Source organism: Amycolatopsis sp. NPDC051128 (assembly GCF_040682715.1).
Taxonomy (GTDB): domain Bacteria; phylum Actinomycetota; class Actinomycetes; order Mycobacteriales; family Pseudonocardiaceae; genus Amycolatopsis.
Map to the genome: position 1 here is coordinate 35,003 of NZ_JBFBBN010000012.1, position 17,947 is coordinate 52,949.

Genomic DNA, 17,947 nt, shown 5'->3' on the forward strand with positions numbered 1-17,947 from the left:
AGGGGTATGGCCGAGTACGAGCACATCCTCGTGAAGCGGGACGGTGACACGGTCACCATCACCATGAACCGCGCGGCACGGCGCAACTCGCTGTCCGCGGACCACCTCGCGGAGCTGCTCGCCGCGTTCCGCGAGGCGGGGACGTCCGACGCGACCGGCATCGTGCTGGCCGGCGCCGGGCCGGTGTTCTCCGCCGGGCACGACTTCGGCGACGTCGCCGCGCGCGACCTGATGGGCGTGCGCGAGCTGCTGACGCTGTGCACGGACCTGATGAAGACCATGCAGTCGGTGCCCCAGGTCGTCGTCGCGCGGGTGCACGGCCTGGCGACGGCGGCGGGCTGCCAGCTCGTGGCGTCGTGCGACCTCGCCGTGGCGGCCGAATCGGCGGGCTTCGCCCTGCCGGGCGGCAAGGGCGGCTGGTTCTGCCACACCCCGGCGGTGCCGGTGGCGCGCTCGATCGGCCGGAAGCGGCTGATGGAGCTGGCGCTGACCGGCGACGTCATCGACGCGCCCACCGCGCTCGACTGGGGCCTGGTCAACCGGGTCGTCCCCGACGACGAGCTGGACGACGCCGTCGCGGAGCTGCTGGGGCGCGCGACCCGCGGCAGCCGGGCCAGCAAGACGATGGGCAAGGTCACGCTGTACGCCCAGCTCGACCGGCCCGAGGCCGACGCGTACGCGATCGCGCTGGAGGTCATGGCCTCGGCGTCACAGCTGCCCGGCGCCCGCGAAGGCATGGCGGCTTTCCTGGAGAAGCGCAAGCCCTCCTGGCCCGACTGACCCGATCCGGCACTTTCACGTGAAAGTGCCGGATTCGTGCTCGCTGGCCGTACCATACGGTATGGTATGGCCATGGCAGGCAAGCGGGACTGGCTGGACGCGGGGTTGGCGCTGCTGGCGGAGCAGGGTGCGCCTTCGGTGACCATCGAGCGGCTGACCGAGCGGCTCGGCTTGTCGAAGGGCTCCTTCTACCACCACTTCAAGGGCATGAGCGGCTACCGGACCGCGTTGCTGGCGCACTTCGAAGCCGAACGCACCACCCGGTTCATGGAGCAGGCCGAGGCGGCGGAGGACGACCGGCTGGGCGCGCTGCTGAAGCTCGTCCTCGCGCCCGGACCCGGCCTCGGGCTCGAGATCGCCATCCGGGCCTGGGCCCTGCAGGACGCCGAAGCGAGGGTGGTCCAGGAGCGCGTCGACCGGACCCGCGTGTCCTACCTGACCGAGATCAGCGGCGACGCCGGCCTGGCGCAGGCGCTGTATCTGATCGTCGTCGGCGCCGGGCAGGTCGTGCCGCCGCTGTCCGGCCGGCAGCTCAAGAGTGCGTTGGAACTCGTTCTGGGGAGAAGAAGATGAAGATGACCGACCTCGCGCCCTTCCTCGACGGCGCCGACTACGTCGAGTTCAAGGAGATCGAAAGCGAGAACAGCCTGCGCGAGTTCGTCGCGGGCGTGTTCGGCTGGTCGCCGTGGTGGGTGAAGGGCCTGTTCGGCGTCCGCTACCTGCTCGCCAAGGCGCTGCGGCTGGACACCGCGTCGGTCCCGCGCTCCGGCCGGCTCCGGCCGGAGACCGTCGGCTTCGAGCCCGGCGATCGGGTCGCGTTCTTCACCGTGCGGTCCGGCGATCCCGAGCGCTACCTCGTCGCGGGCGTGGACGACAGTCACCTGACCGGGTACCTGACGGTCGAGGCGCTGCCCCGCGGGTTCCGGCTCGGCACCATCGTGCACTTCCACAACCGGGTCGGCCCGGCCTACTTCGCGGTGATCAAGCCGTTCCACCACCTGGTGATCCGCGGGATGCTCAGTGCCGGAGCCGCTCGAACAGCATGAACCGGGCCCACGCGGCGATCGACTGCGCGTCGGTGATCTCGTCGGCGAGGATCATCTTCTCGACGTCCGCGCGTGCGAACCAGGCGCTGCGCATGTCCTGCTCCTCGTGCTCGCGTTCCGGCTCGCCCTCGGTGATGTCAGTGGCGAGGAACACCCAGCCGCGCTGGCTGCTCATGCCGGCGGCGACGTCGAGCTTGCCCAGCGGGACCATCGAGCCGGCCCGCAGCCCGGTCTCCTCGCGCAGCTCGCGCACGGCGAGGTCGGCCGGCGGCACGTCGGCCAGGCCCGGCGCGGTGCCCTGCGGGAACTCCCAGCGCCGCTCGCCCAGCGGGTAGCGGAACTGCTCGACCAGCCGGAACCGGTCGCCGTCCTGGGGGATGACGAGCGCGTAGGCCGGCTTGTCGATCACGCCGTAGATGCCCGCCGAGCCGTCGGGACGGCGGATCTCGTCCTCCCGCACGGTCATCCAGTTGTTCCGGTACACCTCGCGGGACGCGACACGCTGAATGGGGTCCACCCGACCAGTATCCCGAACCTGTCCTACCCTCCTCGAGTGCGTCTCGTGATCGCGCGGTGCCAGGTCGACTACGCCGGCCGGCTGACCGCCCATTTGCCGATGGCCACCCGGCTGTTGCTCGTCAAGTCCGACGGCTCGGTGTCGGTGCATTCCGACGACCGTGCGTACAAGCCGTTGAACTGGATGAGCCCGCCCTGCTGGCTGATCGAGGACGGCAAGCTCTGGATCGTCGAAAACAAGCAGGGCGAGAAGCTGGTGATCTCGATCGAGGAGATCTTCCACGACCACGCCAAGGAACTCGGCGTGGAACCGGGCCTGCAGAAGGACGGCGTCGAAGCGCACCTGCAGGAACTGCTGGCCGAGCACATCAAGACCCTCGGCGACGGCTACACGCTGGTCCGCCGCGAGTTCCCGACGGCGATCGGCCCGGTCGACATCATGGCCCGCGACGCCGACGGGCGGTCGGTGGCGGTCGAGATCAAGCGCCGCGGCGAGATCGACGGCGTCGAGCAGCTCACCCGCTACCTGGAGCTGCTCAACCGCGACCCGCTGCTGGCCCCGGTGCAGGGCGTGTTCGCGGCGCAGATCATCAAGCCACAGGCTCGTACCCTCGCCGAGGACCGCGGTATCCGCTGCTTGACGCTGGACTACGACGAGCTCCGCGGCATCGAGTCCGACGAGTTCCGGCTGTTCTGAGGTGGCTGTCGAGCCTGGGCGCTACGTCCACTACAAGGGCGGCGAGTACGAGGTGCTCGGCGTGGCCCGGCACAGCGAGACCGAAGAGGAGCTGGTCGTGTACCGCGCGCTCTACGGCGAAATGGGGCTGTGGGTCCGCCCGGAGGCGATGTTCACCGAGACCGTCGAGACCGCCGACGGTGTCGTGCCGCGGTTCCGGCGCCGGGCGGACTGAGCCCGCACCGGTGAAAATTGGTCGTGCGGCTGCCCGAAGGGGCGGACGTGGTGGCGATACCGAATCGATGCGGAATTCCGGTATCTGATTCCGTGTTGACAACTCCGCCAGGAAATCGTTGACCCGATAGGTCTCGGCGAAGTGATTTGATCCTTTCCGGCTCTTGCCTTTCTGCGCTATTCGGGTGAGCTCGGGATCTTATTCGCCGTACGCGTGCGACACTCGATTCGAGGGGTTCCGCCGGTGGGTCCGGCGTGGCCGGAGGGTGGCGCGCACGGCCGTCTTTCTTCGTCGTGCCAACGTTTCAGTCCGCCTTCGAGCTCGTGTGCGCACGTCATCCGGCCGGTGTGCGCGCGTTTTCAGCCTGCACGAAGGAGGATGTCATGCGTTATCGACCACTCGGTTCCGATCCGGCCGACCCGCGCCTGGGCCGGTTCATTCCGGACGACTGGCGGCACGTCGAACGGTATCCGCTGACCGCGTTGTCCGACGAAGAGCGGCCGACCCGCTCGCCCGTCGTGATCGGCGTCAACTGGTACTCCGCGTTCGACAAGCCGGAGCGGGACGAGACCTCCGGCGAGTTCTTCATCGCGAAGGCCGGCGTCAAGAAGCTCGGCCGGGTCCGCGGCGGCCACTGCGTGTGCCTCGAGCCGGGCGGCACCCCGGACACCGACGCCTGGTACGCGTTCTACGACCAGGGCCACGAAGGCGCCTGCGTCGGCTTCGGCTGGTCGCGCTGCATGTCGATCTACAACGGCGTCGACTACACGGCGCGCTGGCTCTGGGACGCGGCGAAGAAGCGCGACGAGTGGCCCGAGACCAACCCCGGCGACGAAAACGGCACGTCGGTCCGCGCCGCGGCCGAGGTCCTGCAGGAAGCCGGGCACGTCGTCTGGGACCCGGCCTGCGCCGAGGACGACTGGCGGGCGCGCGAGCACTACGCGCCCGTGGCCACGGAGGGCATCAAGGCGTTCCGCTGGGCGCAGTCGGTCGACGACGTGCACACCGTGCTCGCCAACCCGCGCGCCGACGAGCTCGGCGCCGTGCCGCTGCTCAACTCGTGGGGTCCGGGCTACCCGCACCGGACCTACCTGCCCGACGAGGTGCTCGCCAAGCTGATCGAGGAGGAAGGCGAGATCGCCGTCCCGGCCGATCGGTGATCGAAAGCCGCTCCCGCGGTGGTTGAACGAGGGCGCGTTTCCCCTGGTCATAACCGGGGAAACGCGCCCTCTGTCTACTTTGGACGCGTCAGCGTGCCGAGCCTGAATCCGTGCAGTACTGTCGCGATCCGGCAGGGTGCTGGTGATTCCTGTCGGAAATTGTCCTGCTGGAATTCCGGAGGTGGGTCGGGTGCTCGTCCTAGCCGATGCGAACCTGCGACTCGACGCGAACGCGATCGACTACATCGAGTTGGCGTTCTACTTCGTCCTCGTGCTCGGCATCGGGTACCTGGCGCGGCGGCAGGTGTCGAGCAGCCTCGACTTCTTCCTGTCCGGCCGTTCGCTGCCCGCCTGGGTCACCGGCCTGGCGTTCATTTCGGCGAACCTCGGCGCGGTCGAGGTCATGGGCATGTCGGCCAACGGCGCCCAGTACGGCCTGCCGACCGTGCACTACTTCTGGATCGGCGCCATCCCGGCGATGCTGTTCCTCGGCATCGTGATGATGCCCTTCTACTACGGCTCCAAGGTCCGCAGCGTCCCCGAGTTCATGCGGCGGCGCTTCGGCAAGCCGGCCCATCTGGTCAACGGCATCAGCTTCGCCTCGGCCCAGATCCTCATCGCGGGCGCGAACCTGTTCCTGCTGGCCAGTGTCGTGAACCTGCTGCTGGGCTGGCCGCTGTGGGTGTCGATCATCGTCGCCGCCGCGATCGTGCTCTCCTACACCGCGCTCGGCGGCCTCTCCGCGGCGATCTACAACGAGGTCCTGCAGTTCTTCGTCATCGTCATCGCGCTGGTCCCGCTGACGATCATCGGCCTGGTCAAGGTCGGCGGCTGGCAGGGCCTGGTCGACAAGGTGACGAACAGCCCGGGCGGCGGCGCGCAGCTGCACTCGTGGCCCGGTGACAACCTGACCGGCTTCGGCAACAACCTCCTGTCGATCCTGGGCATCGTCTTCGGCCTCGGCTTCGTGCTCTCCTTCGGCTACTGGACGACGAACTTCGTCGAGGTCCAGCGCGCGATGGCGTCGAAGAGCATGTCCGCCGCGCGGCGCACGCCGATCATCGGCGCGTTCCCGAAGATGCTGGTTCCGTTCATCGTGATCATCCCCGGCATGATCGCCGCGGTCACCGTGAACGAGTACGTCCAGGACAAGAAGATCCTCCTGGAGGGCGGCTCGGCGCCCAGCGGTGTCACGTTCAACAACGCGCTCCTGCTGCTGATGCGCGACCTGCTGCCCAACGGCATGCTCGGCATCGCCATCGCCGGGCTGCTGGCCTCCTTCATGGCCGGCATGGCGGCCAACCTGAGTTCGTTCAACACCGTGTTCACGTACGACATCTGGCAGACGTACGTGAAGAAGGACAAGCCGGACCACTACTACCTGAACCTGGGCCGCGTGGTGACCTCGGCCGGGACGATCCTCGCGATCGGCACCGCCTTCATCGCGTCGAACTCCGGCAACATCCTGGACTACCTGCAGGATCTGTTCTCGTTCTTCAACGCACCGCTGTTCGCGACGTTCATCCTCGGCATGTTCTGGAAGCGGATGACGCCGCACGCCGGGTGGAGCGGCCTGGTGCTCGGCACCGCGTCCGCGATCACGGTCTGGGGCCTGTCGCAGGCCGGGGTGCTCGGGCTGGAGGGCCAGGGCACCAGCTTCGTCGCCGCGGGGACGGCGTTCGTCGTCGACATCGTGGTGAGCGTCGTGGTGTCGCTGGCGACCAAGCCGAAGCCGGACGAAGAGCTGGTCGGGCTCGTCTACTCGTTGACCCCGAAGGAAACGCGGCAACACGACGCCACCGGCGAGAACGCGGGCTGGTACCGCAAGCCGGGCCTGCTCGCCGGCATCGTGCTCATCCTGACCATCGCCCTCAACGCCATCTTCTAGGAGGTCGGAATGGCTACCGAGTCCGAGCCGCGTGCGCACAAGGCGGGCGCCTTCGACATCCGGCTGATCATCGCCCTGCTGGTCGGCGTCTACGGCGTCATCCTCACGGTGATGGGCCTCGGCTTCACCTCCGACGAGGAGATCGCCAAGGCCGCCGGGGTGAACATCAACCTGTGGGCCGGCATCGGCATGCTGGCCGTCTCCGCGCTGTTCGTCATCTGGGCCAAGGTCCGGCCGCTCGTCGTGCCCGCCGAACCCGGAGCCGGCGAGACCGCTCCCGCCGGTGAATAGCCGGGTTGTCCGGACAGCGGCACTCGGGTGCCGCTACCGTGCTCCGCGTGTTCCCTGACGTTCGGCACCGCCGTCTCCCGAAGCTGTTCCTGCTGGTCACCGTCCTCGCGCTGCCACTGACCGCGTGCGGGCAGGACCTCGGCCGGTCCAACTTCGCGCGGACGACGGTGCCTGCCGCGGTCGGCACCGGGCAGGCGTCCGACGGCCCGATCACCGACGCCGCCGTGGCGGCGAACGTGCTGCGCACGATCCAGCCGTGCCAGTTCCTGACCAAGGACGCCCTCGGCGCGCTCGGGCTCGGCACGGTCGAAGAGGACCCGTCGCCGTCGTCGATCGCCTTCGACACCTGCGGCAACAAGGTGAAGGACCCCGGCGGCAAGGAGATCCGGTTCGAGCTCGAGATCGGCAACACCCTGGTGCCGCGGGCCGACAAGACGACCGGGCAGGTCGGCGGGCTGCCGTTGCGCGTGAACAAGACCGGCGACACCGACTGCACGGTCGCGGCGATGACGGCGCTGAACCCGGACGCGGCGCTCACGCTGTCGGTCATCTACCCCGGCGATCCCTGCCGTCCCGGGCAGACGCTGATGGCGGCCGTCGTCCAGAAACTGCACGACTCGCCGGACAAGTATTCGACGCCGCCGGGCACCGTGCTGACCGCCGACCCGTGCGCGATGGCCGACACCGCCGTGGTGGCTTCCGCCGTGCCGTCGGCGAAGCCCGCGCCCTCGGGCCTGCACTCCTGTGAGTGGACGGGCACCCGGAAGGACCCGGCGGTGACCGTCGAGTTCCTGCCGGGCCTGCCCCCGCTCGTGGGCGACGGTTACTCCAAGGTGGACCTCGGCAACGGGATCACCGGTTACCAGAAGCAGGGGAGCACGAGCTCGTCGCGGTGCACGGTGGAATGGCAGCACCGGCCGTGGCAGGGCGACGACGTCGAACTGGCCCAGGTGGACTACGAGAGCAACGACGCCAAAGCGGACGCCGACGACCCGTGTGGCAAGGCGGTCACCGTCGCGAAGAACGTGGTCACGAAGCTCCCCAAACCCTGATCTGGCGGTCGGCCGCGCGGCGATGTAGGAAGGGGACACCCACCCGCCGATGCCGGAGGCTGCCGTGAAGAAGATCATCAACGATCCGGCGAACGTGGTCGCGGAGTCGCTGCGGGGCCTGGCCGCCGCGCACGCCGACATCCTCCGCGTCCAGTACGACCCGGACGTCGTGATCCGGGCCGACGCCCCGGTCGCGGGCAAGGTCGCCGTCATCTCCGGTGGTGGGTCCGGGCACGAGCCGCTGCACGGCGGCTTCGTCGGCCACGGCATGCTCGCCGCCGCCGTGCCGGGCGCGGTGTTCACCTCGCCGACACCGGACGCCGTGCAGGCCGCCGTCACCGCGACGACCGGCGACGCGGGCGCCCTGCTCATCGTCAAGAACTACACCGGCGACGTGCTGAACTTCGAGACGGCCGCCGAACTGGCCGCCGCCGAGGGCCTCGACGTGCGCAGCGTCGTCATCGACGACGACGTCGCGGTCAAGGACTCGACGTACACCGCGGGCCGCCGCGGCGTCGGCGGCACGGTGCTGCTGGAGAAGATCACCGGCGCCGCCGCCGAGCGCGGTGACTCGCTCGATGCCGTGACCGCGCTGGCGCGGAAGGTGATCGGCCAGGTGCGGTCGATCGGGGTCGCGCTGACGGCGCCGACCGTGCCGCACGCCGGCACGCCGAGCTTCGACCTCGGCGAGGGTGAGGTCGAGTTCGGCATCGGCATCCACGGCGAGCCCGGCCGCGAGCGGATCCCGGCCGAGCCGGCCGACGCGCTGGTGGCGCGGATGGTCGAGGCGGTCGTCTCGGATCTCCCGTTCGCGGCCGGTGACCGCGTGCTGCTGTTCACCAACTCGATGGGCGGCACCCCGCTCGTCGAGCTCTACCTGGCGCACGGCATCGCCGAGCGGCTGCTGGCCGACCGTGGGATCGTGGTCGAACGCCGGCTGGTCGGGCCGTACATCACCAGCCTGGAGATGCAGGGGATGAGTCTGACGTTGCTGAAACTGGACGACGAGCTGACCGGGCTCTGGGACGCCCCGGTCAACACCGCGGCGCTGCGGTGGGGACTCTGATGCCCTGCGAGTCCGAAGGTGTCGCGGCCGCCGTGCGCGCCGCGGCGGCGGTGGTCGCCGAGCACCGCGTGGAGCTGATCGACCTCGACCGCGCGATCGGCGACGGCGATCACGGCGAGAACCTGAACCGCGGGTTCGCGGCCGTCGTCGCGGCGCTCGACACGGGGACGCCGGACACGCCGGGCGGGGTGCTGAAGCTCGTCGCGACGACGTTGATCTCGAAGGTCGGCGGAGCCGCGGGGCCGTTGTACGGCACGGCTTTCCTGCGTGCCTCGGCCAAGCTCGGCGCGGCCGCCGACCTCGACGTCCCGGCGCTGCTGGACGCGCTGCGCGCCGGGCTCGAAGGCGTCCAGGCCCGCGGGAAGGCGGTGGGCGGCGACGCCACCATGGTCGACGCCCTGATCCCCGCGGTGGCGGCCGCGGAGAAGGCGGCCGAGGACGGCGGCGACGTCGCCGCGGTGCTGACCGCGGCGGCCGACGCGGCCGACCGCGGCGCGGAGTCCACAGTGGATCTGGTGCCGCGGAAGGGCCGTGCGTCCTACCTCGGCGAGCGCGCGGTGGGGCACCTCGACCCGGGCGCGCGGTCGTCGGCCCTGCTGCTGCGCGCGTTCGCGGAGGCCGCCCGGTGAGTGTCGGAATCGTGCTCGTGTCGCACAGTGCGAAGCTCGCCGAGGGCTTGGCCGAGCTGGCCGCCCAGATGGCGCCGGACGTCACCATCGTGCCGGCCGGGGGCCTGTCCGACGGTTCGATCGGCACGGACTACGACGAGGTCGTCGCCGCCACCCAGCGCGCCGACTCCGGGGCCGGCGTCGTGCTGCTCTACGACCTCGGCAGCGCGCAGATGACCGCCGAGCTCGCCGTCGAATCGCTGGCGGACCCTTCGGCCGCGATCGTCGCGGACGGCCCGCTGGTCGAGGGCGCGATCGCGGCGGCGGTCGCGGCGCAGGCCGGCCGGGACCGCAAGGCGGTCGCGGAGGCCGTCGCGGCGGCCGGGTTGCCCGAGGATCTGGCGCCTGCCGAAGCGACGGACGGCGGCGCCGAAATCGAGCTGGAGCTGCGCAACGAGGTCGGGCTGCACGCGCGCCCGGCCGCGGTGCTGGTGCGCTCGCTGAGCGAGTTCGACGCCGAGGTCACCGTGCGGCTCGGCGACCAGGAGGCCGACGGTCACAGCGTGCTGGCCCTGATGTCGCTCGGCGCCCGCCAGGGCGACCGGATCCGCGTGCAGGCGCGCGGCCCGCAGGCTTCCGCTGCCCTGGACAAGGCTAAAGAGCTGGTGGACGGCAATTTCGGCGAGTGAAGCCCCGTCGCCGACCGGGTGACATGAGCGGTACTGACTCGATTCCGTCTGGGCTCCGGTGGTCCCGCGTGGCAGTATCAAGGCTAATTACCAGCGAGTAACATCTCTGGAGGCCTCGATGGCGCGGGACATCTCGACGGTCGGAGTGGTCGGCCTGGGCACGATGGGGGCCGGAATCGCCGAAGTGCTCGCGCGCAGCGGGCTCGACGTCGTCACGGTCGAGCTCGACGAAGCGGGGGTCGCCCGGGGTCGCGGGCACCTGCGGCACTCCACCGAGCGGGCACTGTCCGGCGGCAAGCTGGATCCTTCCGGAAGAGACGCGCTGCTGGGCCGGATCCGGTACAGCACCTCGCTGTCGGATCTGTCCGAAGTGGACCTGGTGATCGAGGCGATCCCGGAAAGCCTCGAGCTGAAGGCCGACGTCTTCGCCGAGCTGGACAAGATCACCCGGCCCGAGGTGGTGTTCGCGTCCAACACTTCGTCGCTCTCGATCACCGAGATCAGCGTGCACACCGCCCGGCCCGGCAAGGTCGTCGGGATGCACTTCTTCAACCCGGCGCCGGTGCAGAAGCTCGTCGAGATCGTGAAGACCGTCGTGACCGAGCCGGAGGTGGTCACCGAGGTCGTCGCGTTCGCCGAACGGCTCGGCAAGGTGCCGGTGGTGATCGGCGACCGGGCCGGGTTCATCGCGAACGCGCTGCTGTTCGGGTACCTCAACCACGCGGTCCGGATGTACGAACAGCGCTACGCCACCCGCGAGGACCTCGACGCCGCGATGCGCTACGGCTGCGGCTACCCGATGGGCCCGCTCGCGCTCCTCGACCTGATCGGGCTGGACACCGCGAACGAGATCCTCGACACGATGTACCACCAGTCCCGCAACCGCCTGCACGCGCCGGCGCCGCTGCTCAAGCAGATGATCACGGCGGGCCTGCTGGGCCGCAAGACCGGCCGCGGCTTCTACACCTACGACGCCCCGGACTCGCCGAACGTGGTGGCGGACGGGGTGGCGACGTCCACTGTGGACGGCGTCGCGCCGCGCCCGGTCGCGCGGGTCGGCGTGGTCGGCACCGGCACGATGGCCACCGGCATCGCGGAGGTGTTCGCCAAGCGCGGCCTCGACGTCGTGCTGCGCGCCCGGAGCATGGAGAAGGCGCAGGCTTCGGTGGCGAAGGTGAAGAAGTCGCTCGACAAGGCCGTGGTCAAGGGCAAGCTGTCCGAAGAGGACGCGGTTCTCGCACTGGCACGGATCACCCCGGTGACGGACTTCGAAGCACTGGCCGACGTCGACCTGGTCGTCGAGGCGGTGGCCGAGATATTGTCGGTGAAGCAGGCGGTGTTCGCGGCGCTGGACGAGGTCGTCCGCCCCGGCGCGGTCCTGGCGACGACGACGTCGTCCCTCCCGGTGATCGAGTGCGCGGCGGCGACGTCCCGGCCGTCCGATGTGGTCGGTCTCCACTTCTTCAACCCGGCGCCGGTGATGAAGCTGGTCGAGGTGGTCTCGACGATCGCGACCGCACCGGACGTGGTGGCGACGGCGAGCGCGGTCTGCGCCACGGTCGGCAAGCACGCCGTCCACTGTGGAGACCGGGCGGGCTTCATCGTCAACGCGCTGCTGTTCCCGTACCTCAACGACGCGGTGAAGATGCTGGAGGCCCACTACGCGGGGGCGAACGACATCGACACGGCCATGAAGGTGGGCTGCGGCCTGCCGATGGGCCCGTTCGAACTGCTGGACGTCGTCGGCCTCGACGTCTCGCTGGCGATCCAGCGGACGTTGTTCAACGAGTTCCGCGAAGAGGGTTTCGCGCCGGCGCCGCTGCTGGAGCACCTGGTGACGGCAGGCCGGCTGGGCCGGAAGACCGGAAAGGGCTTCAAGGACTACTGATCAGCGCTCGGCCACCTGGCCGAGGACCGGCTTCACGTCGAGCACCGGAGTGCCGTCGATCGCTTCCAGGCCCGTCACCGTGAGCGTGCCGTTCTCCACCGCCGTCACCGTGACCGTGTGGAGGCCGATCGGGTTCGGGCGGTCCGGGGAGCGTGTCGAGAACACGCCTTCGCGGCGGCGGTCGCGGTCGCCGCGCGGGTGCACCGACTGGACCTTCCGGTCGGCCGCGTGCAGCCACGTGAGCAGCACCAGCCGGTCACCCGGCCGGAGGTCGGCCGCCGCCGGGTGGAACTCGGGGTCGAACACCACGCGGGCCGGTGGTGCGCCCTCGTCACCCTGCTTCGGGGCCGTGGCGAGGTCGGTCAGGGTCGACTCCACCTGGGCCACCGGGCGTACGTGGTAGCTCGTTCCGTCCATGACCGTCCCCCTCGGCTACTGGTAGTACCCCTCGACCGGCACGCGGGCTTCGTCGAACAGGGCAGGGCCCTCGAGCCGGTGCCCGCCCCAGGTGACCGGCGGACGCAGGGTGAGGAACTGCTCGGTCGACAGCGCGTACACGACCCGGCCCAGCCCGGACCGCTCGATCGCGCCGGCGCACATCCCGCACGGCTGCGTGCTGGTGAACATCGTGGTCGCCGCCGCGGTCTCCGGATCCAGGTGCCGCGCCGCCCAGCGGGCGAGTTTCAGCTCCGGGTGCGCGGTGATGTCGTCGTCCGTGAGCGAAGTGTTGCGCTCCTCGGCCAGGACGGTGCCGTCGGCGTCGGCCAGCAGGGAGCCGAACGGCGGGTTGCCGCGTTCCTCGCGTGCCTCACGAGCGAGCTCGATCGCCCGCCGGAGCAGGGCTGTTTCGGTGTCCTTCACCGGTTCTCCTTCCAGGACGCGGCCACCGCCGCGAGGTCGCGCCACGCCGTCTCCGGGCGCAGGGTTTCGGCCGGGTCCGCGTCGAACGGGTCGAGCACGACGGTGTCCGCGCCCAGTTCCCGCAGCCGCGCCAGGTCGTCGAGGACCTGGTCGAGGGTGCCCTCTCCGGCGCGCCGGTCCGGCCCGGTCACCGGAGATCCGGTCACCCGCAGCAGGATCCGTGGCGCGAAGGCCGGCACCGGCCGGTCGTCGGCGAGCTTTTCCAAGCGGCCCAACGTTTCCCGGAACCCGGACAGCGTGAGCCGCAGCGGGTGCCACGCGTCGCCGAGCTCCAGCGCCCGGCGCAGCCCCACGTCGCTGTGCCCGCCGATCCAGAGCGGGATCGGCCCCGCGCGGTAGTCGTCGTGATCGGCCCAGGCCGCGCGGATCGTCCGGAGGTACTCGCTGGTGAGCTTTCCGCGCTGCTCGAACGGCACGCCCAGCGCGTCGAACTCCTGTTTCGCCCAGCCGATGCCGACACCGAGGACCAGCCTGCCGCCGCTGAGCGCGTCGAGGTTCGCCGCCATCCGCGCCACCAGCAGCGGATGCCGGTACGGCACCACCAGCACGGTGGTGCCCAGGCGCACCCGCCGCGTGACCCCGGCCAGCCAGGACAGCGTCGTGAACGGCTCGTAGAACGGCGCCGGGTACTGCCCGGCGACGTCGGGTGTGATCGCGACGTGGTCGGACACCATCAGCAGGTCGAAACCGAGGCCTTCCACCGTTTGCGCCCACGCGCGCAGCACACCCGGGTCCGTGCCGGGCCCGAAGTTGGGGACGTTCACGCCGATCTTCACCGGAAAAGGCTATCGAGGGATAAGCCGTGAGCGGAAGGGAACGGTCACGGCGTCCGACGGCTTCGGCCGTGGATGTCACGGTATGTTCGCCGAATGACCGAGAGTCTCGACCCGACGGACTGGGCCATCCTGGTCGAGCTCCAGTGCGACGCCCGGCTGCCGCTCACCGAGCTGGGCCGCCGGGTGAACCTCAGTGCCTCGGCCGCGACCGAACGGCTCCGGCGGCTCGAGGCCGCCGGAGTGATCACCGGCTACCGCGCGGAAGTCGACCTCGGCAAGGTCGGCTACCCGGTGCTCGCCGTCGTCCGGCTCAAGTACCCCGGCAGCCGCCACGAGGCACTGCACAAGCTGCTCGGCGAGCGCGCCGAGATCCTCGAATGCCTCCGCACCACCGGCGACGACTGCTACACGCTCAAGGTCGCCGCGGCCTCGATGGCCCACCTCGAGCGCACCATGGACGAGCTGGCCCAGTTCGGCAGCACGACCACGAACGTCGTCTACAGCCAGACCCTGCCCTACCGCGGACCGCGCGAGCCCGCCCGTGACCTCGATTCCTGACCGCATCGTCATCGTCGGGGTGACCGGCTCGGGCAAGTCGACGCTCGCGGCCCGGATCGCCGAGCGGACCGGCCTGCCCTACCACGCCGCGGACGACATCGGCTGGCAGCCGGGCTGGGTCGGCACCCCCGACGAGGAGCAGCGCCGCCGGATCGCCGAGGTCTGCGCCCAGGAACGCTGGGTCCTCGACGCCGTCTACAGCAAGTGGCAGGACATCGTCCTGCCGCGCACCCAGCTGATCGTGGGCCTCGACTACCCGCGCTGGCTTTCGCTGAGCCGCTTGGTCCGCCGGACGTTGGTGCGGGCGGTGACCCGCCGGCGGATCTGCAACGGCAACGTCGAATCGTTCCGCCAGGTGTTCTCCGCCGACTCGATCATCCGCTGGCACTTCACCTCGTTCGCGCGCAAGCGGGCCAGCATCCGGGCCTGGGCCGCCGAGCCGCCCGGCCCCGCCGTGGTCCGGCTGACATCCCCGCGCGAGACCCGCCGCTGGCTCGAGACCCTCTGAGGTCAGGCCCCCGGCGGCAGCAGCGGGCCGCCGCTCCAATGCTGGAACACCAGGTTGGTGTGGACGCGGGCGACCTCGTCACGCGCGGTCAGCTCGTCGAGGACCAGACGCTGGAGCTCCCCGGCGGAGCTGGTCGCGACGTGCGCGAGGAAGTCGTCCGGCCCGGTCAGGTGGTAGACCGCGCGCACCTCCGGCAGGGAGAGCAGGTGCTCGACGAACGGGTCCACCAGCGGCCGCCGGTGCGGGCGCACCTGGACGAACAGGAACGCCTCCAGCGGCCGCCCCAGCTTGGCCGCGTCGACCTGCGCGTGCTGGCCGGTGATCACGCCGGTGTCCCGCAGCCGGGCCACCCGGTCCAGGCACGTCGACGGCGCGATGCCGACCGCCGCCGCCAGGTCCTTGTTGGTGATCCGGGCATCGTTCTGCAGCAGGCGCAGAATCTCAAGATCGACCGGACTCAGTTCGAGGGAATCGGGCATCGCCGAATGATATCCGAGAGTATTGCCTGCAGTCCGGGAAAAGCTCGACCATGCTGCCATGACTTCCTCGCTGCGCACGCGAGCCGTCCACGCCGGCCGTGACGATCTCACGGACCTCGGCGTGCACGCCGCTCCGCTCGACCTGTCCACGACCTACCCGTCCCGCGACAGTGCCGCCGAAGCCGCCCGGATCGACGCCTTCGCCGCCGGTGGCGAACTCGACGGCCCGCCGATCTACGGCAGGGTGGGCAACCCGACCGTGGACCGGTTCGAGCGGGCGCTCGCCGAGCTCGAAGGCTTCGACCACGGCGTCGCCTTCGCCAGCGGCATGGCCGCCGTCTCGGCCTGCCTGCTTTCCGCGGTGGCGCAAGGGAAACGCCACGTCGTCGCGGTGCGCCCGCTGTACGGCTGCAGCGACCACCTGCTCGAGTCAGGGCTGCTCGGCACCGAGGTCACCTGGGCCGCGCCCGGCGCCGTCGCCGCCGCGCTCCGGCCCGACACCGGGCTGGTGTTCGTCGAAACGCCGGCGAACCCGACGCTGGCCGAGGTCGACATCGCCGGGCTGGCGGCGGCCTGCGGGGACGTGCCGCTGGCCGTCGACAACACGTTCGCGACCCCCGTGCTGCAGCGCCCCGGCCACCACGGCGCGCGGCTCGTGCTGCACAGCGCGACGAAGTTCCTCGGCGGACACGGCGACGTGATGGGCGGGATCGTCGCGTGTGACGCCGCGGAAGCCGCGCGGCTCCGGCAAATCCGCTTCGCCACCGGTGGGGTGCTGCACCCGCTCGCCGGATATCTGTTGCTGCGCGGGCTTTCCACGTTGCCGCTGCGGGTCAACGCCGCGTCCGCGACCGCGGCGACGCTGGCCGAGCGGCTCGCCGCCCACCCGGCGGTGACGGCGGTCCACTACCCGCGGCTGGGCGGGCCGCTGGTGGCGTTCGAGGTCGACGGCGACCCGCACGCCCTGATCGGGGCGGTCCGGTTGATCACGCCGGCGGTCAGCCTCGGCAGCGTCGACACGCTGATCCAGCACCCCGGCTCGATCAGCCACCGGATCGTCGACGCCGGCGACCGGCGCGACGCCGGCGTGTCCGACCAGCTGATCCGGTTGTCCGCCGGGCTGGAGGACGTCGAGGACCTGTGGGCGGACCTGGAGCAGGCGCTGAAGGCGCTGTGACACCAGAGAGCTGACACCGGAGAGCTGACACCGGAGAGCTGAGACCGGAGAGCTGAGACCGGAGACGACCGGAGACCTGAGACCGGTCAGCCGCAGCAGCCGCCGCCACAGCAGCCACCGCCACCGCCACCGGCCGGGGCCGCGGAACCACTCGCGGCCCCGGTGAGGGCGACCGTGGTGAGCAGTTTGACGGTGTCGGTGTGGCCATCCGGGCAGGCCGCCGGTGCGCTGGATTCGCTCATCGGGCGCAGGAGCTCGAAGGTCTCGGTGCACTCGCGGCAGCGGTACGCGTAGGTCGGCATACCGCGATTATCGCCGGAGCAGCCCGCTGTGACACCCGGGGCCTCCGCCCGGGCCGGGGCGGCGCGACTCGGACCCCCGCGAACGCCGATGAGTGGGAAGCTGGGCGTGTGCAGCCGCCTTCGCTCGCCGACGTTCCCCACCTCGGCCAGGTCGTCCCGTCCCTGCTCGCCGCGCTCGGGGTGCCCGGCTGCGCGAACACGCTGGTGCTGCCGGAGGCGCGGAGTGCCGCGGTGCTGCTCGTCGACGGGCTCGGCTGGGAACTCCTCGCCGAGCACGACGCGGACGCCCCGGTGCTGGCCGAACTCGCCCGGGAGTCGCTGCGCGTGGGCTTCCCGTCGACGACGGCCGCCGGCGTGGCCGCGATCGGCACCGGGCTCGCGTCGGGCGAGCACGGCATGGTCGGCTACACCTTCGAAATGCCGGGCACGGGCGTGCTCAACGCGTTGCGCTGGTGCAGCCACGAGGACGGCGGCGACCTCCGCGGCGCGCTCCCGCCCCGCGAGGTGCAGCCGCTGCAAACGACGTTCGAGCGGGCCGCGGCGGCGGGGATCGACGCCGCGGTCGTGTCATCCGCGAAGTTCGCCGACACGGCCCTGACCCGGGCCACGCAGAGCGGTGCGCGGTACGCCGGGGTGCACGCGCTGGGCGACCTCGCCGCGCGGACGTTGTCGGTGCTCGACGGGCGGGCGTTCTGCTACTCCTACCACAGCGAACTCGACCTGCTCGGGCACGTGTACGGCCCCGGTTCGGCCGCGTGGCGGATGCAGCTGCGGCAGGTAGACCGGCTCGTCGAGTCCCTTGTGGACGGTCTGCCGTCCGGCGCCCTGCTCGCGGTGGTGGCCGACCACGGGATGGTCGCCGTCGACGACAAGCTCGACCTCGAAGACGTCCCGGAGCTCCTGGACGGGGTCCGGACGTTCGGCGGCGAGGTCCGGGCCCGGCACGTCTACACCGAGCCCGGCGCGGCCGGCGACGTCCTCGCGGCCTGGCGGGCGGTGCTGGGCGAGCGGGCCTGGGTGCGGTCGCGGGAAGAAGCCGTCGCCGAGGGCTGGTTCGGGCACACCGTCAGCGACCGGGTGCTGCCGCGGATCGGTGACGTCGTCGCGGCGGCCCGTGACCGGTTCGGGATGGTGCGGGGGCTCGCCGAAGCCGTAGAGACGTCGCTGATCGGGCAGCACGGCTCGCTCACCACGGCCGAACAGCTGGTGCCGCTGGCGCTCGCCCAGGGCTGAGCCGTACCGGAACGGCGAACTCGGCATCCTGCGGACGCTCGGGCAGCCGGCCGCGGTGGACGAACGCGCGGCCTGAGACCGGGCGGGCCGCACGTGTG

23 protein-coding genes are annotated in these 17,947 nt (G+C 70.9%); 17 read left to right on the top strand and 6 right to left on the bottom strand.

The window, feature by feature from the left end:
* Positions 1 to 6 precede the first annotated feature (6 nt).
* The 3 genes from AB0M82_RS15065 (at position 7) to AB0M82_RS15075 (ending at position 1,826) form a co-directional block, all read left to right on the top strand.
* Positions 7 to 780 carry an enoyl-CoA hydratase-related protein gene (locus AB0M82_RS15065; RefSeq protein ID WP_364721735.1) on the top strand — a complete coding sequence of 258 codons (774 nt, stop codon included), beginning with the start codon at positions 7 to 9 and terminating at the stop codon, positions 778 to 780.
* A 72-nt stretch (positions 781 to 852) separates the two neighbouring features.
* Positions 853 to 1,353: a helix-turn-helix domain-containing protein gene (locus AB0M82_RS15070; RefSeq protein ID WP_364721736.1), complete on the top strand. Its 501-nt coding sequence runs from the start codon at positions 853 to 855 to the stop codon at positions 1,351 to 1,353.
* Entirely contained in the window at positions 1,350 to 1,826 is a 477-nt protein-coding gene (locus tag AB0M82_RS15075) for a DUF2867 domain-containing protein (RefSeq protein WP_364721737.1), read from the top strand. The genes AB0M82_RS15070 and AB0M82_RS15075 overlap by 4 nt, the downstream gene beginning before the upstream one ends.
* Here the strand turns inward: AB0M82_RS15075 and AB0M82_RS15080 are convergent.
* Complete coding sequence (locus AB0M82_RS15080; protein ID WP_364721738.1) at positions 1,798 to 2,343, bottom strand: NUDIX hydrolase; 546 nt, start codon at positions 2,341 to 2,343, stop codon at positions 1,798 to 1,800. The genes AB0M82_RS15075 and AB0M82_RS15080 overlap by 29 nt on opposite strands.
* Before the next feature lie 36 nt (positions 2,344 to 2,379).
* Between AB0M82_RS15080 and nucS the strand changes: the two genes are divergently transcribed.
* From nucS to AB0M82_RS15130, 10 genes are all read left to right on the top strand, one after another.
* Complete coding sequence (nucS, locus tag AB0M82_RS15085) at positions 2,380 to 3,039, top strand: endonuclease NucS (protein ID WP_364721739.1); 660 nt, start codon at positions 2,380 to 2,382, stop codon at positions 3,037 to 3,039.
* 1 nt (position 3,040) lies between these two features.
* The gene (locus AB0M82_RS15090) at positions 3,041 to 3,253 is read left to right on the top strand and encodes a DUF1653 domain-containing protein (RefSeq protein WP_364721740.1); all 213 of its coding nucleotides are present in this window, start codon (positions 3,041 to 3,043) and stop codon (positions 3,251 to 3,253) included.
* A gap of 383 nt (positions 3,254 to 3,636) precedes the next feature.
* Entirely contained in the window at positions 3,637 to 4,413 is a 777-nt protein-coding gene (locus tag AB0M82_RS15095) for a hypothetical protein (RefSeq protein ID WP_364721741.1), read from the top strand.
* Positions 4,414 to 4,603: 190 nt separating this feature from the next.
* On the top strand, positions 4,604 to 6,301 hold the full coding sequence (locus AB0M82_RS15100) for a sodium:solute symporter family protein (protein ID WP_364721742.1): 1,698 nt from the start codon (positions 4,604 to 4,606) through the stop codon (positions 6,299 to 6,301).
* A gap of 9 nt (positions 6,302 to 6,310) precedes the next feature.
* Positions 6,311 to 6,592, top strand: coding sequence for a hypothetical protein (locus tag AB0M82_RS15105; protein WP_364721743.1), 282 nt, complete (start codon positions 6,311 to 6,313; stop codon positions 6,590 to 6,592).
* Positions 6,593 to 6,639: 47 nt separating this feature from the next.
* Positions 6,640 to 7,644, top strand: coding sequence for a DUF3558 domain-containing protein (locus AB0M82_RS15110; protein WP_364721744.1), 1,005 nt, complete (start codon positions 6,640 to 6,642; stop codon positions 7,642 to 7,644).
* 64 nt (positions 7,645 to 7,708) lie between these two features.
* A complete protein-coding gene (gene dhaK / locus AB0M82_RS15115) occupies positions 7,709 to 8,710 on the top strand; it encodes a dihydroxyacetone kinase subunit DhaK (RefSeq protein ID WP_364722023.1) in 1,002 nt (333 codons plus the stop codon).
* Entirely contained in the window at positions 8,710 to 9,339 is a 630-nt protein-coding gene (gene dhaL / locus AB0M82_RS15120) for a dihydroxyacetone kinase subunit DhaL (protein WP_364721745.1), read from the top strand. The genes dhaK and dhaL overlap by 1 nt, the downstream gene beginning before the upstream one ends.
* A complete protein-coding gene (gene dhaM, locus AB0M82_RS15125; RefSeq protein WP_364721746.1) occupies positions 9,336 to 10,007 on the top strand; it encodes a dihydroxyacetone kinase phosphoryl donor subunit DhaM in 672 nt (223 codons plus the stop codon). The genes dhaL and dhaM overlap by 4 nt, the downstream gene beginning before the upstream one ends.
* 118 nt (positions 10,008 to 10,125) lie before the next feature.
* Positions 10,126 to 11,895, top strand: coding sequence for a 3-hydroxybutyryl-CoA dehydrogenase (locus tag AB0M82_RS15130; protein ID WP_364721747.1), 1,770 nt, complete (start codon positions 10,126 to 10,128; stop codon positions 11,893 to 11,895).
* Here the strand turns inward: AB0M82_RS15130 and tsaA are convergent, their stop codons facing one another.
* Genes tsaA through AB0M82_RS15145 form a run of 3 tightly spaced genes read right to left on the bottom strand, consistent with a single transcriptional unit; the run spans position 11,896 to position 13,592 of the window.
* Positions 11,896 to 12,312 carry a tRNA (N6-threonylcarbamoyladenosine(37)-N6)-methyltransferase TrmO gene (gene tsaA, locus AB0M82_RS15135; protein WP_364721748.1) on the bottom strand — a complete coding sequence of 139 codons (417 nt, stop codon included), beginning with the start codon at positions 12,310 to 12,312 and terminating at the stop codon, positions 11,896 to 11,898.
* A gap of 15 nt (positions 12,313 to 12,327) precedes the next feature.
* Entirely contained in the window at positions 12,328 to 12,756 is a 429-nt protein-coding gene (locus AB0M82_RS15140) for a nucleoside deaminase (protein WP_364721749.1), read from the bottom strand.
* Positions 12,753 to 13,592: an LLM class flavin-dependent oxidoreductase gene (locus AB0M82_RS15145; RefSeq protein ID WP_364721751.1), complete on the bottom strand. Its 840-nt coding sequence runs from the start codon at positions 13,590 to 13,592 to the stop codon at positions 12,753 to 12,755. The genes AB0M82_RS15140 and AB0M82_RS15145 overlap by 4 nt, the downstream gene beginning before the upstream one ends.
* Before the next feature lie 93 nt (positions 13,593 to 13,685).
* Here AB0M82_RS15145 and AB0M82_RS15150 point away from each other — a divergent pair, with 93 nt between their 5' ends.
* The gene (locus tag AB0M82_RS15150; RefSeq protein WP_364721753.1) at positions 13,686 to 14,150 is read left to right on the top strand and encodes an Lrp/AsnC family transcriptional regulator; all 465 of its coding nucleotides are present in this window, start codon (positions 13,686 to 13,688) and stop codon (positions 14,148 to 14,150) included.
* Positions 14,134 to 14,658, top strand: coding sequence for an adenylate kinase (locus tag AB0M82_RS15155; protein ID WP_364721755.1), 525 nt, complete (start codon positions 14,134 to 14,136; stop codon positions 14,656 to 14,658). The genes AB0M82_RS15150 and AB0M82_RS15155 overlap by 17 nt, the downstream gene beginning before the upstream one ends.
* Before the next feature lie 2 nt (positions 14,659 to 14,660).
* Here AB0M82_RS15155 and AB0M82_RS15160 read toward each other — a convergent pair whose 3' ends face one another.
* Entirely contained in the window at positions 14,661 to 15,137 is a 477-nt protein-coding gene (locus tag AB0M82_RS15160; protein WP_364721757.1) for an Lrp/AsnC family transcriptional regulator, read from the bottom strand.
* 58 nt (positions 15,138 to 15,195) lie between these two features.
* On the opposite strand from AB0M82_RS15160, the gene AB0M82_RS15165 reads away from it, so the two are divergent.
* Positions 15,196 to 16,314 carry a PLP-dependent transferase gene (locus tag AB0M82_RS15165; RefSeq protein ID WP_364721759.1) on the top strand — a complete coding sequence of 373 codons (1,119 nt, stop codon included), beginning with the start codon at positions 15,196 to 15,198 and terminating at the stop codon, positions 16,312 to 16,314.
* An 86-nt stretch (positions 16,315 to 16,400) separates the two neighbouring features.
* Here AB0M82_RS15165 and AB0M82_RS15170 read toward each other — a convergent pair whose 3' ends face one another.
* Complete coding sequence (locus tag AB0M82_RS15170) at positions 16,401 to 16,616, bottom strand: zinc ribbon domain-containing protein (protein ID WP_364721761.1); 216 nt, start codon at positions 16,614 to 16,616, stop codon at positions 16,401 to 16,403.
* Between the two features lie 108 nt (positions 16,617 to 16,724).
* Between AB0M82_RS15170 and AB0M82_RS15175 the strand changes: the two genes are divergently transcribed.
* The gene (locus tag AB0M82_RS15175; RefSeq protein ID WP_364721763.1) at positions 16,725 to 17,849 is read left to right on the top strand and encodes a nucleotide pyrophosphatase/phosphodiesterase family protein; all 1,125 of its coding nucleotides are present in this window, start codon (positions 16,725 to 16,727) and stop codon (positions 17,847 to 17,849) included.
* Positions 17,850 to 17,947 lie beyond the last annotated feature (98 nt).

Coding starts and splice junctions, on each gene's coding strand:
- AB0M82_RS15070 (WP_364721736.1), top strand. CDS start 853: ATGGCAGGCAAGCGGGACTGGCTGGACGCGGGGTTGGCGCTGCTGGCG.
- AB0M82_RS15170 (WP_364721761.1), bottom strand. CDS start 16,616: ATGCCGACCTACGCGTACCGCTGCCGCGAGTGCACCGAGACCTTCGAG.
- AB0M82_RS15065 (WP_364721735.1), top strand. CDS start 7: ATGGCCGAGTACGAGCACATCCTCGTGAAGCGGGACGGTGACACGGTC.
- AB0M82_RS15130 (WP_364721747.1), top strand. CDS start 10,126: ATGGCGCGGGACATCTCGACGGTCGGAGTGGTCGGCCTGGGCACGATG.
- AB0M82_RS15160 (WP_364721757.1), bottom strand. CDS start 15,137: ATGCCCGATTCCCTCGAACTGAGTCCGGTCGATCTTGAGATTCTGCGC.
- tsaA (WP_364721748.1), bottom strand. CDS start 12,312: ATGGACGGAACGAGCTACCACGTACGCCCGGTGGCCCAGGTGGAGTCG.
- AB0M82_RS15165 (WP_364721759.1), top strand. CDS start 15,196: ATGACTTCCTCGCTGCGCACGCGAGCCGTCCACGCCGGCCGTGACGAT.
- dhaL (WP_364721745.1), top strand. CDS start 8,710: ATGCCCTGCGAGTCCGAAGGTGTCGCGGCCGCCGTGCGCGCCGCGGCG.
- AB0M82_RS15095 (WP_364721741.1), top strand. CDS start 3,637: ATGCGTTATCGACCACTCGGTTCCGATCCGGCCGACCCGCGCCTGGGC.
- AB0M82_RS15150 (WP_364721753.1), top strand. CDS start 13,686: ATGACCGAGAGTCTCGACCCGACGGACTGGGCCATCCTGGTCGAGCTC.
- AB0M82_RS15075 (WP_364721737.1), top strand. CDS start 1,350: ATGAAGATGACCGACCTCGCGCCCTTCCTCGACGGCGCCGACTACGTC.
- AB0M82_RS15105 (WP_364721743.1), top strand. CDS start 6,311: ATGGCTACCGAGTCCGAGCCGCGTGCGCACAAGGCGGGCGCCTTCGAC.